Genomic DNA, 15,657 nt, shown 5'->3' with positions numbered 1-15,657 from the left:
CGGTTACAACTTCTATACAGATCACACCGCATACCGTTCCCCTTGGTGAAGAGCGTTTGTGGTGAGGGGGCTTGCCCCCTCACCACAATGGATCTTTACTGTCCTGTGGCGCTTTGCCGCACTTTTGCCTGTCGGGGCCCTCGCTTGGTTATACTCGACGCGATCCGCCTGGAGCGCTCATCAGGAGAGCTCATGCTCGCCCCCGTACAACTGCTTTCCGCGACTCGCCAGAACCTCTGGCGACTGACGTTCATCCGCACCCTGGTGCTGGCCGCTCAGGCCGGTTCGGTGGGGCTCGCCTACTGGTTCAACCTGCTGCCGCTGCCGTGGTTTCAACTGGCGGCGACCCTCGGTTGCTCGATGCTGCTGTGTGCCTTTACCGCGATCCGCTTGCGCACTTCGTGGCCGGTGACCGAGCTCGAATACGCCGTGCAACTGGCCTGCGACCTGTTTATCCACAGTGCGCTGCTGTATTTCTCCGGCGGTTCGACCAACCCGTTCGTTTCCTATTACCTGGTGCCGCTGACCATTGCCGCCGTGACGCTGCCGTGGCGCTATTCGGTGGTTCTCTCGGGCATCGCGCTGGCGATGTACACCTTGTTGCTGGCGCAGTTTTACCCGCTGGAAACATTCCCGATGTACCGGGAAAAGATGCAGATCTACGGCATGTGGCTGAGTTTTGCCCTGGCGGCTGCGGTGATCACGTTCTTTGCTGCGCGGATGGCCGAAGAGCTGCGCCGCCAGGAAGAACTGCGGGCGATTCGCCGGGAAGAAGGCCTGCGCGACCAGCAACTGCTGGCCGTGGCGACCCAGGCCGCTGGCGCCGCTCACGAATTGGGCACACCGCTGGCGACCATGAGCGTGCTGCTCAAGGAAATGCAGCAAGACCATCACGACCCGCTGCTGCAAGATGACTTGAGGGTGCTGCAGGATCAGGTAAAACTGTGCAAGGAGACCTTGCAGCAGCTGGTTCGTGCCGCCGAAGCCAATCGCCGGTTGGCGGTAGAGATGCAGGGCGTCAGCGTCTGGCTCGATGAGGCGCTTAACCGCTGGCACCTGATGCGTCCCGAAGCGACCTATCGCTTGCGGCGCCTGGGGCTTGGCGATGAACCGCGTCTGGCGCCGCCGCCAGACTTGACCCAGGCCTTGCTGAATTTGCTGAACAACGCCGCCGATGCCTGCCCCGAAGGGCTGGAAGTGACGCTGAACTGGGATGCCTTCGAGTTGACCATCAGCATTCGCGACCACGGCCCCGGTGTTCCGCTGGCGATTGCCGAACAGATCGGCAAACCGTTTTTTACCACCAAGGGCAAAGGTTTCGGCCTGGGCCTGTTTTTGAGCAAGGCCAGCGTGACACGCGCCGGCGGCTCAGTGAAACTCTACAGTCATGAGGACGGCGGTACGCTCACCGAGCTGCGCCTGCCCCGTGTCGCCCGAGGAGACGAACATGAGTGACGAGATTCAAGTCGAAGGCGAAGACCTGCCGCATTTGTTGCTGGTAGACGACGACGCAACGTTCACCCGCGTGATGGCACGCGCCATGAACCGTCGCGGTTTTCGCGTCAGCACTGCAGGTTCCGCCGAAGAGGGGCTGATCATCGCCCAGCAGGATCTGCCGGACTATGCCGCGCTGGACCTGAAAATGGACGGCGATTCGGGCCTGGTGCTGCTGCCAAAACTGCTCGAGCTCGACCCGGAAATGCGCGTGGTGATCCTCACCGGTTACTCGAGCATTGCTACCGCTGTCGAGGCGATCAAGCGCGGCGCCTGCAACTATCTGTGCAAACCGGCCGACGCCGATGACGTGCTGGCCGCCTTGCTCTCAGAGCACGCCGACCTTGACACCCTGGTGCCGGAAAACCCGATGTCGGTGGACCGCCTGCAATGGGAGCACATCCAGCGCGTGCTGACCGAGCACGAAGGCAACATCTCCGCCACTGCCCGCGCCTTGGGCATGCACCGGCGCACCCTGCAGCGCAAACTGCAGAAGCGTCCCGTTCGTCGCTGAACCGGCGCTGAACGGTTATCGCCAGACCTCGCGACAACCCGAGCCGATCATCTATGATCGGCTCGTGCCTGTTCTTTTCTTTATCGAGTCTGAACCATGAATCAGAACGCTGAATATTCCGCGGTCAACGACAGTGTGCGCGGGCAGTTTTTTCGCCGTGTCTGGCAGATGATCACGCCGTACTGGCGCAGTGAAGAGAAGGGCACGGCCTGGGCACTGCTGATCGCGGTGATCGTGCTGTCGCTGATCAGCGTGGGGATCTCGGTGTGGTTCAACACCTGGTACAAGGACTTCTACAACGCCCTGCAAAAGAAGGACGAAGCGGCCTTCTGGCAGCTGATCCTGTATTTCAGCGCGATTGCCGCGGTGGCGATTGTCGGTGCGGTGTACCGGCTTTACCTGACCCAGATGCTGACCATTCGCTGGCGGGCCTGGCTCACCGAGAAGCACTTCGCCCGTTGGCTCGGCGACAAGAATTACTATCAGCTGGAGCAGGGCGGTTACACTGATAACCCGGATCAGCGGATTTCCGAAGACCTTAACAACTTCACGTCCAACACCCTGGCTTTGGGGCTGGGCCTGATCCGCAATGTCGTCAACCTGGTGTCGTTCTCGGTCATCCTGTGGGGCGTGTCGGGCAGCATTGAAGTGTTCGGCTTGACCGTTCCCGGCTACATGTTCTGGTGCGTGCTGGTCTATGCAGCGGTTGGTAGCTGGCTGACGCATTTGATCGGTCGCCGCTTGATCGGTCTGAATAACCAACAACAACGCTTCGAAGCCGACCTGCGTTTTTCCATGGTCCGGGTGCGTGAAAACGCCGAGAGTATCGCCCTGTACAACGGCGAACCGAACGAACATCAGCGCTTGAGCACACGGTTTGGCAGGGTCTGGCACAACTTCTGGGACATCATGAAAGTGTCCAAGCGCCTGACCTTCTTTACCTCCGGTTACGGCCAGATCGCGATTATCTTCCCGTTCATGGTCGCCGCGCCGCGCTACTTTGCCGGCAAGATCGAACTCGGTGAACTGATGCAAATCAGTTCGGCCTTCGGCAACGTGCAGGAGAGTTTCAGCTGGTTCATCAGTGCGTACCAGGACCTCGCCTCATGGCGCGCCACCTGCGACCGTTTGCTGAGTTTCCGTCAGGCCATGAGCGAAAACGAAGAGCGCCAGCCGGCCATCGACGTGCAGAATCAGGGCTCAGAGCTGAAAATCCACAACCTGGGCCTGGACCTGGCCGACGGTCGTCACTTGCTGACCAATGCCGACATGACGGTAGAGGCAGGCGAGCGCGTCATGCTCAGCGGTCGTTCCGGCAGCGGCAAATCCACCTTGCTGCGGGCGATGGGGCACCTTTGGCCTGCGGGGCACGGCAACATCCGACTGCCAGCTGCGCGTTATCTGTTCCTCCCGCAAAAGCCGTATCTGCCGATTGGCAGCCTGCGTGACGCCCTGAGTTATCCACAGGCCGGCGACACCTACCCGCACGAGCACTACGCGCGCGTGCTGGAAACCTGTCGTTTGCCGCATCTGGTTTCCCGTCTCGACGAAGCCAATCACTGGCAGCGAATGCTCTCACCGGGCGAGCAGCAACGTCTGGCGTTTGCCCGAGCGCTGCTCTATGCGCCGCAATGGCTGTACATGGACGAAGCGACTTCGGCGATGGACGAAGAAGATGAAGCGTCGCTGTATCAGGCGCTGATCGATCACTTGCCAGGCCTGAGCATCGTCAGCGTCGGCCATCGCAGCAGCCTGAAACGTTTCCATCCACGGCATGTGCGGATCGACAGCGGCCATCTGCTGGAGCAGACCGTTACCGCGTAAACACCAGAACCCCTTGTGGGAGCGAGCCTGCTCGCGATGACGGTCTGACATCCAGCATCAAGGTGTCTGACACTCCGCTATCGCGAGCAGGCTCGCTCCCACAGGGGGATGGTGTTCTCAGACAGTGATCGTACAACTGCGCTGCGCTATGATGCGTTCTCAACCGTTTGCCTGAGACTGATGTTCACCATGGAAAACCCGATCGACGCCCCTCGTCTTCCCCGTAAGCGTCGCAGCCTGGCGCAGGAACTGGTCACAGTGCTGTCCGAGCAGATTCGCGACGGCCTGCTCAAGCGTGGCGACAAGTTGCCCACCGAGTCGGCGATCATGGAAGCCCATGGCGTCAGCCGCACCGTCGTGCGTGAGGCGATATCGCGTTTGCAGGCGGCAGGGCAGGTTGAAACCCGTCACGGCATCGGCACGTTTGTGCTCGATACGCCGAGCCCAAGCGGCTTTCGCATCGATCCGGCGACCGTGGTGACCTTGCGTGATGTGCTGGCGATTCTGGAATTGCGCATCAGTCTGGAGGTGGAATCCGCAGGCTTGGCAGCGCAACGCCGCAGCCCTGAGCAGTTGGCCTTGATGCGCGCGGCACTGGATGCCTTGAACGAAAGCGCGGCCCACGCCGGTGATGCGGTGGCGTCGGACTTCCAGTTCCATTTGCAGATTGCCCTGGCCACCGGCAACCGCTACTTCACCGACATCATGACCCACCTGGGCACCAGCATCATTCCGCGTACCCGGCTCAATTCCGCACGCTTGGCCCACGATGACCAGCAGCACTACATGAATCGTCTGGCGCGTGAGCACGAAGAAATCTATGACGCCATCGCCCGCCAGGATTCGGACGCCGCCCGCGCAGCCATGCGCCTGCACCTGACCAACAGCCGCGAACGACTGCGACATGCCCATGAAGAGGCACAGGCGCAGCGCGGGTAGGTTTTGGAGTTCACGTGCAAGAAGTTTGTCGCCTGACAGACTGCCATCGCGAGCAAGCTCGCACATTGGCTCTTTGCCGTACACAGAATCTGAGTACAACGTCGATCTAGTGTGCGAGCTTGCTCGCGAAAGGGCCGGCAGCCATCTCGCAATAACCTCAGCCAGTCCTCAGGATCGAACAGTTTCCCTACTCCGAGCTTGGCGTCAAACGTCACATGCCCCTTGTCATCCACAATCGCCCGAGCAACCGGTACGCCGTTGGCCAGCAATTCCAGCGGGGCGCCGTTGAGGGATTGGCCCGAGGCCAGTTCGAGTTTCAGGTTGATGGTCATCGATGATTTCCTTATCAGGCATTACGGTCAATGAAGCGGGTGGAGTGCGTGTCGATCGAGCCGATCAGCTGCGGTGAGCCGCCGCGCAACTGACGGGAGATGTTCCGTGAGGTGCCGTTACCCGGCACGTCCAGCGTCGGCTGGAAGCGTTCGCTCAGCTCGGCGTAAATCGACCAGGGCCGATGTGGTTTTCCGTCAGACGATGAAATGCAGTTGACGGTTGTATTTTAAGTTGTACGATGACATACAACTTCGGCGAGAGCTGAGCGGGTTTTCTCATCACAACGTGTGTCCAGGGTGTTCGAATAATGAATCCACAAGAACTGAAGTCCATCCTCTCCTCCGGTTTGCTGTCCTTCCCGGTTACCGATTTCAATGCTCAGGGCGATTTCCATCGCGCGGGCTACATCAAACGTCTCGAATGGCTGGCCCCATACGGTGCTTCGGCTTTGTTCGCCGCAGGCGGCACCGGTGAGTTCTTTTCCCTGGCGGCCAGCGAATATTCGGAAATCATCAAGACCGCGGTCGACACCTGCGCCAGCAGCGTGCCGATTCTGGCCGGTGTCGGTGGTTCTACCCGTCAGGCCATCGAATACGCTCAAGAAGCCGAGCGCCTGGGCGCCAAAGGCTTGCTGCTGCTGCCGCACTACTTGACTGAAGCCAGTCAGGACGGCGTTGCCGCCCACGTTGAAGCCGTGTGCAAATCGGTGAAGATCGGTGTGGTGGTTTACAACCGCAATGTCTGCCGCCTGACCGCGCCGCTGTTGGAACGCCTGGCTGAACGCTGCCCGAACCTGATCGGCTACAAGGATGGCCTGGGCGATATCGAGTTGATGGTGTCGATCCGTCGCCGCCTCGGTGATCGCTTCAGCTACCTGGGTGGTCTGCCGACTGCCGAAGTCTATGCCGCGGCTTATAAGGCGCTGGGCGTTCCGGTCTATTCCTCGGCGGTGTTCAACTTCCTGCCGAAAATGGCGATGGATTTCTACCACGCCATCGCCCGCGACGATCACGCTACCGTCGGCAAACTGATCGATGACTTCTTCCTGCCTTACCTGGACATCCGTAACCGCAAGGCCGGTTACGCGGTGAGCATCGTCAAGGCGGGCGCGAAAATCGCCGGCTACGATGCCGGTCCCGTACGTACCCCGCTGACTGACCTGACGCCAGAAGAGTTCGAAATGCTCGCGGCGTTGATGGACAAGCAAGGCGCGCAATAACCCGTTGAATCAATCAGGGCCGCTGAGCAATCGGCGGCTTTTTGTGTAAAGACTTCTGTTAAGGGGAAAGCGCTGTGGCAGACGTAAAACGATACGACAACTACATCGACGGCCAATGGGGCGCGGGTGCCGAGTACTCGGCCAATATCAACCCGTCCGAGTTGTCCGATGTCATTGGCGAATACGCCAAGGCTGATCTGGCCCAAGTGAACGCCGCCATTGATGCCGCTCGTGCTGCATTCCCGGCCTGGTCGACTTCAGGCATTCAGGCACGCAGCGATGCGCTGGATAAAGTCGGCAGCGAAATCCTCGCGCGTCGCGAAGAACTCGGCACCTTGCTGGCGCGGGAAGAGGGCAAGACCCTGCCCGAGGCCATCGGCGAAGTGTCTCGTGCCGGCAACATCTTCAAGTTTTTCGCCGGTGAATGCCTGCGCCTGTCCGGCGATTACCTGCCGTCGGTGCGTCCTGGCGTCAACGTCGAAGTCACCCGCGAAGCCCTGGGTGTGGTCGGCTTGATCACGCCGTGGAACTTCCCGATTGCGATCCCGGCGTGGAAGATCGCCCCGGCGTTGGCCTACGGCAACTGCGTGGTGCTCAAGCCGGCAGAACTGGTGCCCGGTTGCGCCTGGGCGCTGGCTGAAATCATTTCCCGGGCAGGTTTCCCGGCCGGGGTGTTCAACCTGGTGATGGGCAGCGGTCGAGTGATCGGCGACGCCATGGTCAACAGCCCGAAAGTCGATGGCATCAGCTTCACCGGCTCGGTGGGCGTAGGCCGGCAGATCGCGGTCAACTGTGTGTCGCGTCAGGCCAAGGTTCAGTTGGAAATGGGTGGCAAGAACCCGCAGATCATTCTCGACGACGCCGATCTCAAGCAAGCCGTCGAGCTGTCGGTGCAGAGTGCATTTTATTCCACCGGCCAGCGTTGCACGGCCTCGAGCCGCTTGATCGTCACTGCCGGGATTCACGACAAATTCGTCGAGGCCATGGCTGAGCGGATGAAGTCGATCAAGGTCGGGCATGCCTTGAAGAGCGGCACCGACATCGGCCCGGTGGTTTCCCAGGCACAACTGGAACAGGACCTGAAGTACATCGACATCGGCCAGTCCGAAGGTGCGCGACTGGTCAGCGGCGGTGGCCTGGTGACCTGCGACACCGAAGGCTATTACCTGGCGCCTACGCTGTTTGCCGACAGCGAAGCGGCCATGCGTATCAGCCGCGAAGAGATCTTCGGCCCAGTGGCGAACATCGTTCGGGTGGCCGATTACGACGCGGCGCTGGCGATGGCCAACGACACCGAATTCGGTTTGTCGGCGGGTATCGCCACCACGTCGTTGAAGTATGCCAACCACTTCAAGCGCCACTCCCAGGCCGGGATGGTGATGGTCAATCTGCCGACTGCCGGTGTGGATTACCACGTGCCGTTTGGTGGCCGAAAAGGTTCATCCTATGGGTCGCGAGAGCAAGGTCGCTATGCACAGGAGTTCTACACCGTGGTGAAGACTTCCTATATCGGTTCGTAACACGCACCACTGTCTTCTGTGGGAGCGAGCAAGCTCGCTCCCACAGAAAGCAAAAAATAAAACGATTACCCGCAAAAAAAATAATTAGTGGGAGTACATCTACATGCAAGCGACCAAGCCGACCCACGTCCGCTATTTAATCCTGCTCATGCTGTTTCTGGTGACCACGATCAACTACGCCGACCGTGCCACCATCGCCATTGCCGGCTCCAGCCTGCAAAAGGACCTGGGCATCGACGCCGTCACCCTCGGCTACATTTTCTCTGCATTCGGTTGGGCCTACGTGGCCGGTCAGATCCCTGGCGGCTGGCTGCTTGACCGCTTCGGTTCAAAAAAAGTCTATGCCCTGAGCATCTTCACCTGGTCGCTGTTCACCGTGCTGCAAGGCTATGTCGGTGAGTTCGGTGTCTCCACCGCCATCGTCGCGCTGTTCATGCTGCGCTTTCTGGTGGGCCTGGCCGAAGCGCCATCCTTCCCCGGTAACGCACGCATCGTTGCAGCCTGGTTTCCAACCGCCGAACGCGGCACCGCCTCGGCGATCTTCAACTCGGCGCAATACTTCGCCACGGTGATCTTTGCGCCGCTGATGGGCTGGATCGTTTACACCTTCGGCTGGCAGCACGTGTTTATGGTGATGGGCGGGATCGGCATCGTGTTCTCGCTGATCTGGTTGAAAATTATCCACAGCCCGCGCCAGCACCCGATGATCAATGACGCCGAGTTCAAGCACATCGCCGACAACGGTGGTCTGGTCGACATGGATCAGAATCAGGGCAAGCGCAGCGACGGACCAAAGTGGGATTACGTGCGCCAATTGCTGAGCAATCGCATGATGCTGGGCGTGTACCTGGGGCAGTACTGCATCAACGGCATCACTTATTTCTTCCTGACCTGGTTCCCGGTGTACCTGGTGCAGGAACGCGGCATGACCATTCTCAAAGCCGGTTTCATTGCCTCGCTGCCGGCCATCTGCGGGTTTATCGGTGGGGTGCTGGGCGGGCTCATTTCCGACTACTTGCTGCGCAAGGGCCACTCGCTGACGTTTGCCCGCAAGGCGCCGATCATCGGTGGGCTGTTGCTGTCGACCAGTATCGTGGCCTGCAACTACGTGGACATCGAATGGATCGTCGTGGGCTTCATGGCCCTGGCCTTCTTCGGCAAAGGCGTGGGCGCATTGGGTTGGGCGGTGGTTTCCGACACGTCGCCAAAACAGATCGCGGGCTTGAGTGGCGGGCTGTTCAACATGTTCGGCAATATCGCGTCGATCACTACACCGATCGTGATTGGCTACATCATCAGTACCACCGGGTCGTTCAAATGGGCGCTGGTGTTTGTCGGCTGCAACGCGCTGGTCGCGGTGTTCAGCTACCTGGTGATCGTCGGGCCGATCAAACGCGTGGTACTCAAAGAGCCACCCGCCAATGGCTCCGAACTGACTAACAAATTGTCTCAAGCGCATTCCTGAGGAGCGGCGTCATGCAGTTGATTGAACATTCCGATTCGCCGCGCTACATCCGGCTGCACGAGCGCGACAACGTGGTGATCGTGGTCAATGACCAGGGCGTACCGGCCGGCACCGAGTTCCCGGACGGATTGGTGACCGTGGAGTTCGTGCCGCAGAGCCACAAGGTGACGCTGGAGGACATCCCCGAAGGCGGCCAGGTGATTCGTTACGGCCAGACCATCGGTTACGCCTTGCAGCCGATCGCGCGTGGCAGTTGGGTCAAGGAAGATCAACTGCGCATGCCCACTGCGCCGCCGCTGGACAGCCTGCCGCTGTCCACCGAGGTGCCGGCTGCACAAGCGCCGCTGGAAGGTTTCACCTTCGAGGGTTATCGCAATGCCGACGGTACCGTCGGTACGCGCAATATCCTGGGGATTACTACCACGGTGCAATGCGTAACCGGGGTGCTCGACCATGCGGTCAAGCGCATCAAGGATGAGTTGCTGCCCAAGTACCCGCACGTCGATGACGTGATCGCGTTGACCCACAGTTACGGCTGCGGCGTGGCGATTACCGCCACCGACGCCTACATCCCGATCCGCACTGTGCGCAACCTGGCGCGCAACCCGAACCTGGGCGGCGAAGCGTTGGTGATCAGTCTGGGCTGCGAGAAATTGCAGGCCGGGCAGGTGATGCACGAGAACGACAGCTCGGTGGACCTCAGCGAGCCGTGGTTGTATCGCTTGCAGGATTCCAGTCATGGTTTCAGCGAGATGATCGAGCAGATCATGGCGTTGGCTGAAATCCGTTTGAAGAAACTCGATCAGCGCCGCCGCGAAACCGTACCGGCGTCCGAGTTGATCCTCGGCATGCAGTGCGGCGGCAGTGATGCGTTTTCCGGGATCACCGCCAACCCGGCGCTGGGTTATGCCTCGGATTTGTTGCTAAGAGCCGGGGCGACGGTGATGTTTTCCGAAGTCACTGAAGTGCGCGATGCGATCTATCTGCTGACTTCGCGGGCGCAAAGCAAAGAAGTCGCACAAGAGCTGGTACGCGAAATGGACTGGTACGACCGTTACCTGGCCAAAGGTGAAGCGGATCGCAGTGCCAACACGACGCCTGGCAACAAGAAAGGCGGGTTGTCGAACATTGTCGAAAAATCCCTGGGCTCGATCGTCAAATCCGGCAACAGCGCGATCAACGGCGTGCTCGGACCTGGCGAACGGTTCAAGCGCAAAGGGCTGATTTTTTGTGCGACGCCGGCCAGTGATTTTGTCTGCGGCACCTTGCAACTGGCGGCCGGGATGAACCTGCACGTATTCACCACCGGGCGCGGCACGCCTTATGGCCTGGCGATGGCGCCGGTGGTCAAGGTCTCGACCCGAACCGAACTGGCCCAGCGCTGGCCGGATTTGATCGACATCGATGCCGGGCGGATAGCCACGGGACGCGCTTCCATCGAAGAGTTGGGCTGGGAGTTGTTTCACTTCTACCTGGACGTGGCCAGCGGCAGGAAGCACACCTGGGCAGAGCAGCACAAACTGCACAACGACATTACCTTGTTCAACCCAGCACCTATCACGTAGGACCGCGTTATCGTTCATCGCGAGCAGGCTCGCTCCCACAGGTTCAGCGCCATCCTTGTGGGAGCGAGCTTGCTCCGGGCGGCGCTCCGACGATGGCGGTCTACCAGACGCCAGCGTCTTCAGTGGCTTATCATTAGCCCCCTAACGACGCCCCTCAAGGTTCACCCGGCATGCTGGCAATCTTTCTCGAAACGCTGACCATCACCGCGCCAGTCTTTGCCATGTTGTTTTTGGGCGTCCTGCTCAAACGCATCAACTGGATCAACGACGACTTTATCCACACCGCCTCGGCACTGGTGTTCAACGTCACCATGCCGGCGTTGCTGTTTCTGGGGATCGTGCACGCCGACCTGCACGCGGCCTTGAAGCCGGCGCTGCTGATCTACTTCGCACTGGCGACCCTGGCGTGTTTCGCCATTGCCTGGGGCTGGGCGATCTGGCGTTGCCCGCAAGAGGATCGCGGGATCTACACCCAAGGCGCGTTTCGCGGCAATAACGGGGTCATCGGCCTGGCGCTGGCGGCGAGCATGTACGGCGCCTACGGGATTTCCCTCGGGGCGATTCTCGCGGCGCTGGTGATCCTGTTTTACAACACGCTGTCGACCATCGTGCTGGCGGTGTACAGCCCGGTGATCAAGTCGGATCCATGGAGCATCTGCAAAAGCGTGCTCAGCAATCCGTTGATCATCAGTGTGATATCTGCCGCGCCGTTCGCCTATTTCAAGATCGGCTTGCCTGGCTGGCTGGAGACGTCCGGCAACTACCTGGCGCAGATGACTTTGCCGCTGGCGCTGATCTGTATTGGCGGCACGCTGTCGCTGGCGGCGTTGCGCAAGAGCGGTGATTTGGCGTTGAGTTCAAGTCTGGTGAAGATGGTCGGCTTGCCGATCCTGGCTACGCTCGGGGCCTGGCTCTGGGGGTTTCGCGGGGCGGAGTTGGGGATTTTGTTCCTGTACTTCGGCAGCCCGACCGCCGCTGCCAGTTTTGTCATGGCCCGGGCGGCCAATGGCAACCATGAACTGGCGGCGGCGATCATCGTCATCACCACGTTGATGGCGGCGATCACCACCAACCTTGGGATCTTTGTGTTGCAGTGGGGCGGGTGGATTTAGCCGATAGATCTTCATTGCCCTTCAGGGCCAATCGCGGGCAAGCCTTGCTCCTACGGGATGTGAACTCTGTAGGAGCAAGGCTTGCCCGCGATGGCGATCTCCGACTATTTATTCCGGTTGCTGATACGCGTCGATCACTTCCTGCGCCGCCCGAAAGGCTTCCATCGCCGCTGGTACGCCGGCGTAGACCGCGCAGTGCATCAGCGTTTCGCGGATCTCGTCGACCGTGCAGCCGTTATTCAGCGCGCCGCGCACGTGGCCTTTGAGTTCTTGCGGGCACTTGAGCGAGGTCAGGGCCGCGAGGGTGATCAGGCTGCGGGTCTTCAATTCCAGGCCACCGCGGTTCCATACCGCGCCCCAGGCGTGTTCGTTGACGAACTCCTGAAATGGCCGGGTCAGTTCGGTGGCATTACCCATGGAGCGGTCGACGAAGGCGTCGCCCATGACCTGGCGGCGCACCTCAATGCCGGTCGGTTTGCTGGAGCCGGGTATGTCGGTCATGGCGATTCCCTCTTGTGGTGTTGGCGGCGCCAGGCGCGCAGTGACGTAAACAGCAAAAACGTCACCAGCGCCGGCAGGACGAAAAACAGCATCAGGTGTTCAAGCTTGCCGGCCAGCGGCATGCCCGTGGTAAACGACACGACATGCAGCCCATACGCCAGGTACAAAGCCAGAAACAGCAGGCCTTCGGCGCGGGTGATTCGATAGCCTGAATAGAACATCGGCAAACACAGCACGCTGACCGCCAGCAGCACCGGCAAGTCGAAATCCAGTGCATTGGGCGATACCGACAGCGGCGTCGGCGCGACCAGGGCGGTGACGCCCAGCACGCCCAGCAGGTTGAACAGGTTGCTGCCGATCACGTTGCCCACGGCGATGTCACGCTGACCACGCAAGGCGGCGATCAGCGAGGTGGCGAGTTCCGGCAGCGACGTGCTGACGGCAATGATAGTCAGGCCGATGATGCGTTCTGACAGGCCGAGCTCGGTCGCCACCTCGACTGCTGCGCTGAGCAGTAGATGCCCGGCAAACACCAGCAACGCCAGCCCCGTGAGCATCAGCAACACACTGCTCAACCATGGCGTGCCAGATGCGTTGTCGCCGCTCGCCGGAGTGTTGTGCGGGCGCACCGAGTGCCGTGACTGATGCAGCAACAACCCGAGGTACAGCACCAGCGCGGCTAACAGAATCGTGCCGTCAAGCGGTGTCAGCCGTTCATTCCAGGCGAGGGCGTACACCAGCAGGCTGGCGCCGATCATCAGCGGAATATCCAGGCGCACCAATTGCCGGGAGACCCGCAACGGGATGATCAGCGCCGAGAGTCCGAGGGTGACCAGGATGTTGAAGATGTTGCTGCCAATCACGCTACCGACGGCGATGTCGGTGTTTTGCATCAGGGTCGCTTGCAGGCTGACCGCCATTTGCGGCGCGCTGCTGCCGAGGGCTACGACGGTCAGGCCGATAATCAGTGGTCGCACCTTCAAGCGTGCGGCCAGGCGCACGGCGGCGCGGACCAGTAACTCGGCGCCGGCGACCAGCAGGACCAGGCCACCGAACAGTTGAAGCACGCTGAGCAGTGGTAAATCGGCAAGTCCGAAAATGGCCTGGGCTCCGTCTGTCAGTTGTCGAGCGATTGCACGCGAACCCGCGCAGTGCCACTGCCCAGCATGCCCAACCGCTGGGCCGCTTCGCGAGACAGATCGATCAGGCGCCCGCGGGTGTGCGGTCCGCGATCGTTGATACGCACGACACAGGATTTATCGTTATTGAGGTTAGTGACCTTCACCCGTGTACCAAATGGCAACTGGCGATGGGCAGCGGTCAGGGAATTGGCGTTGAAACGCTCGCCACTGGCGGTCCGTTTACCCTGGTGTTTGGCGCCGTAGTACGAGGCCACGCCGGTCTTGTCGTAGCCGTGTGGATCGATGACATCCGTGCTGGCGCAACCGGCCAGCAGAGAGAGCAGGGCGCACGCGCCAAGTAGACGTTTCATTAACGGTGTCCCCAAAACAATTGTGGGAGCGAGCCTGTTGTGGCGAGGGGGCTTGCCCCTGTTGGACTGCACAGCAGTCCCGAAACTTGATGTCGCGGTTTGTCAGATACAACCGCAATCCAGGTTTTGGGGCTGCTTCGCAACCCAGCGCGGGCAAGCCCGCTCGCCACAACAAGCTCGCTCCCACAGGAGGGTGAGCCAGGCTTTAAATCTGGCTCCATTGCGGTCAGCCCTCGAGCTTGCTTTTCAGCAGTTCGTTGACCTGTTGCGGGTTGGCTTTGCCTTTGGAGGCTTTCATTGCCTGGCCGACGAAGAAGCCGAACATCTTGCCGCGTTTGGCTTCGTCTGCCGCGCGGTACTGTTCAACCTGTTCGGCGTTGGCTGCGAGCATTTCATCGAGTACGGCCGAAATTGCGCCGCTGTCGGTGACCTGCTTCAAGCCGCGCTTGTCGATGATCTCGTCTGCGCTGCCTTCGCCGTTGGCCATGGCTTCGAACACGGTCTTGGCGATTTTGCCGGAGATGGTGTTGTCCTTGATACGCAACAGCATGCCGCCCAACTGTTCGGCCGAGACTGGGGCTTCGTCGATTTCCAGGCCTTGCTTGTTCAACAGGCTGCCCAGCTCGACCATGACCCAGTTGGCCGCCAGTTTGGCGTCACCGGCGATGCTCACGACTTTTTCGAAGTAGTCCGCCTGCTCGCGGCTCGAGGCCAATACGCTGGCATCGTAGACCGACAGGCCGAACTGCTCCTGGAAGCGCTCGCGTTTTTGCGGTGGCAGTTCCGGCAGGGTGGCGCGGATGTCATTGAGGAACGAGTCCTCGATGACCACCGGCAACAGGTCCGGATCGGGGAAGTAACGGTAGTCGTTGGCTTCCTCTTTGCTGCGCATGGCGCGGGTTTCGTCTTTGTTCGGGTCGTACAGGCGCGTCTGCTGGATCACCTTGCCGCCATCTTCGATCAGTTCGATCTGGCGACGCACTTCGGTGTTGATCGCCTTCTCGATGAAACGGAACGAGTTGACGTTCTTGATCTCGCAGCGCGTGCCGAACTCGACCTGGCCTTTTGGACGGACCGACACGTTGCAGTCGCAACGCAGCGAACCTTCGGCCATGTTGCCGTCGCAGATGCCCAGATAACGCACCAGCGCGTGGATCGCCTTGACGTAGGCCACGGCTTCCTTGGCGCTGCGCATGTCCGGTTCGGAAACGATCTCGAGCAACGGCGTGCCGGCACGGTTCAGGTCGATGCCGGTGGCGCCGTTGAATTCTTCGTGCAGGCTTTTACCGGCGTCTTCTTCCAGGTGCGCGCGGGTGATGCCGACGCGTTTGACCGTGCCGTCTTCCAGCGGGATGTCCAGGTGGCCCTTGCCGACGATCGGCAATTCCATCTGGCTGATCTGGTAGCCCTTCGGCAGGTCCGGATAGAAGTAGTTCTTGCGGGCGAACACGTTGTGCTGGCCGATTTCGGCGTCAATCGCCAGGCCGAACATCACCGCCATGCGCACCGCTTCCTGGTTCAGCACCGGCAGCACGCCGGGCATGCCCAGGTCTACCAGGCTGGCCTGGGTATTGGGCTCAGAGCCGAATGTGGTGGCGCTGCCGGAGAATATCTTCGATTGGGTGGCGAGCTGGGTATGAATCTCCAGCCCGATCACGACTTCCCATTGCATGTGTTTC

Annotated in this window: 13 protein-coding genes; 9 read left to right on the top strand and 4 right to left on the bottom strand. The window is 60.5% G+C overall.

The features are described from left to right. Positions 1-192 precede the first annotated feature (192 nt). From HK44_RS21675 to HK44_RS21635, 9 genes are all read left to right on the top strand, one after another. A complete protein-coding gene (locus HK44_RS21675; RefSeq protein ID WP_019691865.1) occupies positions 193-1,455 on the top strand; it encodes an ATP-binding protein in 1,263 nt (420 codons plus the stop codon). Continuing rightward, positions 1,448-2,008 (top strand): response regulator transcription factor, encoded by a 561-nt coding sequence (locus tag HK44_RS21670; RefSeq protein ID WP_019691866.1) that lies wholly within the window; start codon positions 1,448-1,450, stop codon positions 2,006-2,008. The genes HK44_RS21675 and HK44_RS21670 overlap by 8 nt, the downstream gene beginning before the upstream one ends. Positions 2,009-2,104: 96 nt before the next feature. After that, positions 2,105-3,832, top strand: a complete 1,728-nt coding sequence (locus tag HK44_RS21665) for an ABC transporter ATP-binding protein/permease (RefSeq protein ID WP_019691867.1) — start codon at positions 2,105-2,107, stop codon at positions 3,830-3,832. A 189-nt stretch (positions 3,833-4,021) separates the two neighbouring features. Next, the gene (locus HK44_RS21660; protein WP_024265120.1) at positions 4,022-4,771 is read left to right on the top strand and encodes a FadR/GntR family transcriptional regulator; all 750 of its coding nucleotides are present in this window, start codon (positions 4,022-4,024) and stop codon (positions 4,769-4,771) included. A 640-nt stretch (positions 4,772-5,411) separates the two neighbouring features. Continuing rightward, positions 5,412-6,323 carry a 5-dehydro-4-deoxyglucarate dehydratase gene (kdgD, locus tag HK44_RS21655; RefSeq protein WP_019691870.1) on the top strand — a complete coding sequence of 304 codons (912 nt, stop codon included), beginning with the start codon at positions 5,412-5,414 and terminating at the stop codon, positions 6,321-6,323. A gap of 74 nt (positions 6,324-6,397) precedes the next feature. Continuing rightward, on the top strand, positions 6,398-7,843 hold the full coding sequence (locus HK44_RS21650; RefSeq protein WP_019691871.1) for an aldehyde dehydrogenase family protein: 1,446 nt from the start codon (positions 6,398-6,400) through the stop codon (positions 7,841-7,843). A 103-nt stretch (positions 7,844-7,946) separates the two neighbouring features. Further along, the gene (locus tag HK44_RS21645) at positions 7,947-9,308 is read left to right on the top strand and encodes an MFS transporter (RefSeq protein ID WP_019691872.1); all 1,362 of its coding nucleotides are present in this window, start codon (positions 7,947-7,949) and stop codon (positions 9,306-9,308) included. 11 nt (positions 9,309-9,319) lie between these two features. Continuing rightward, on the top strand, positions 9,320-10,873 hold the full coding sequence (gene garD, locus HK44_RS21640) for a galactarate dehydratase (RefSeq protein WP_019691873.1): 1,554 nt from the start codon (positions 9,320-9,322) through the stop codon (positions 10,871-10,873). A gap of 170 nt (positions 10,874-11,043) precedes the next feature. Next, entirely contained in the window at positions 11,044-11,985 is a 942-nt protein-coding gene (locus HK44_RS21635) for an AEC family transporter (RefSeq protein ID WP_019691874.1), read from the top strand. A gap of 108 nt (positions 11,986-12,093) precedes the next feature. Here HK44_RS21635 and HK44_RS21630 read toward each other — a convergent pair whose 3' ends face one another. The 4 genes from HK44_RS21630 to gatB all read right to left on the bottom strand — a co-directional run bounded on the left by HK44_RS21630 (position 12,094) and on the right by gatB (position 15,650). Beyond that, positions 12,094-12,486, bottom strand: a complete 393-nt coding sequence (locus HK44_RS21630) for a carboxymuconolactone decarboxylase family protein (protein ID WP_019691875.1) — start codon at positions 12,484-12,486, stop codon at positions 12,094-12,096. After that, complete coding sequence (locus tag HK44_RS21625; protein WP_019691876.1) at positions 12,483-13,553, bottom strand: calcium/sodium antiporter; 1,071 nt, start codon at positions 13,551-13,553, stop codon at positions 12,483-12,485. The genes HK44_RS21630 and HK44_RS21625 overlap by 4 nt, the downstream gene beginning before the upstream one ends. A 50-nt stretch (positions 13,554-13,603) precedes the next feature. After that, a complete protein-coding gene (locus tag HK44_RS21620; protein ID WP_019691877.1) occupies positions 13,604-13,978 on the bottom strand; it encodes a septal ring lytic transglycosylase RlpA family protein in 375 nt (124 codons plus the stop codon). Positions 13,979-14,204: 226 nt separating this feature from the next. Beyond that, positions 14,205-15,650, bottom strand: coding sequence for an Asp-tRNA(Asn)/Glu-tRNA(Gln) amidotransferase subunit GatB (gatB, locus tag HK44_RS21615; protein WP_019691878.1), 1,446 nt, complete (start codon positions 15,648-15,650; stop codon positions 14,205-14,207). Positions 15,651-15,657 lie beyond the last annotated feature (7 nt).

The organism is Pseudomonas fluorescens HK44, from assembly GCF_000217955.3.
GTDB classification, from domain to species: domain Bacteria; phylum Pseudomonadota; class Gammaproteobacteria; order Pseudomonadales; family Pseudomonadaceae; genus Aquipseudomonas; species Aquipseudomonas fluorescens_AQ.
Note: the sequence above shows the minus strand (reverse complement) of the source record. Positions and strands in the feature narration are given on the sequence as shown.

Excerpts from the sequence above, each read along its gene's own strand:
- HK44_RS21675 (WP_019691865.1), top strand. The coding sequence starts at position 193 with ATGCTCGCCCCCGTACAACTGCTTTCCGCGACTCGCCAGAACCTCTGG.
- HK44_RS21670 (WP_019691866.1), top strand. The coding sequence starts at position 1,448 with ATGAGTGACGAGATTCAAGTCGAAGGCGAAGACCTGCCGCATTTGTTG.
- HK44_RS21665 (WP_019691867.1), top strand. The coding sequence starts at position 2,105 with ATGAATCAGAACGCTGAATATTCCGCGGTCAACGACAGTGTGCGCGGG.
- HK44_RS21660 (WP_024265120.1), top strand. The coding sequence starts at position 4,022 with ATGGAAAACCCGATCGACGCCCCTCGTCTTCCCCGTAAGCGTCGCAGC.
- kdgD (WP_019691870.1), top strand. The coding sequence starts at position 5,412 with ATGAATCCACAAGAACTGAAGTCCATCCTCTCCTCCGGTTTGCTGTCC.
- HK44_RS21645 (WP_019691872.1), top strand. The coding sequence starts at position 7,947 with ATGCAAGCGACCAAGCCGACCCACGTCCGCTATTTAATCCTGCTCATG.
- garD (WP_019691873.1), top strand. The coding sequence starts at position 9,320 with ATGCAGTTGATTGAACATTCCGATTCGCCGCGCTACATCCGGCTGCAC.
- HK44_RS21635 (WP_019691874.1), top strand. The coding sequence starts at position 11,044 with ATGCTGGCAATCTTTCTCGAAACGCTGACCATCACCGCGCCAGTCTTT.
- HK44_RS21630 (WP_019691875.1), bottom strand. The coding sequence starts at position 12,486 with ATGACCGACATACCCGGCTCCAGCAAACCGACCGGCATTGAGGTGCGC.
- HK44_RS21620 (WP_019691877.1), bottom strand. The coding sequence starts at position 13,978 with ATGAAACGTCTACTTGGCGCGTGCGCCCTGCTCTCTCTGCTGGCCGGT.
- gatB (WP_019691878.1), bottom strand. The coding sequence starts at position 15,650 with ATGCAATGGGAAGTCGTGATCGGGCTGGAGATTCATACCCAGCTCGCC.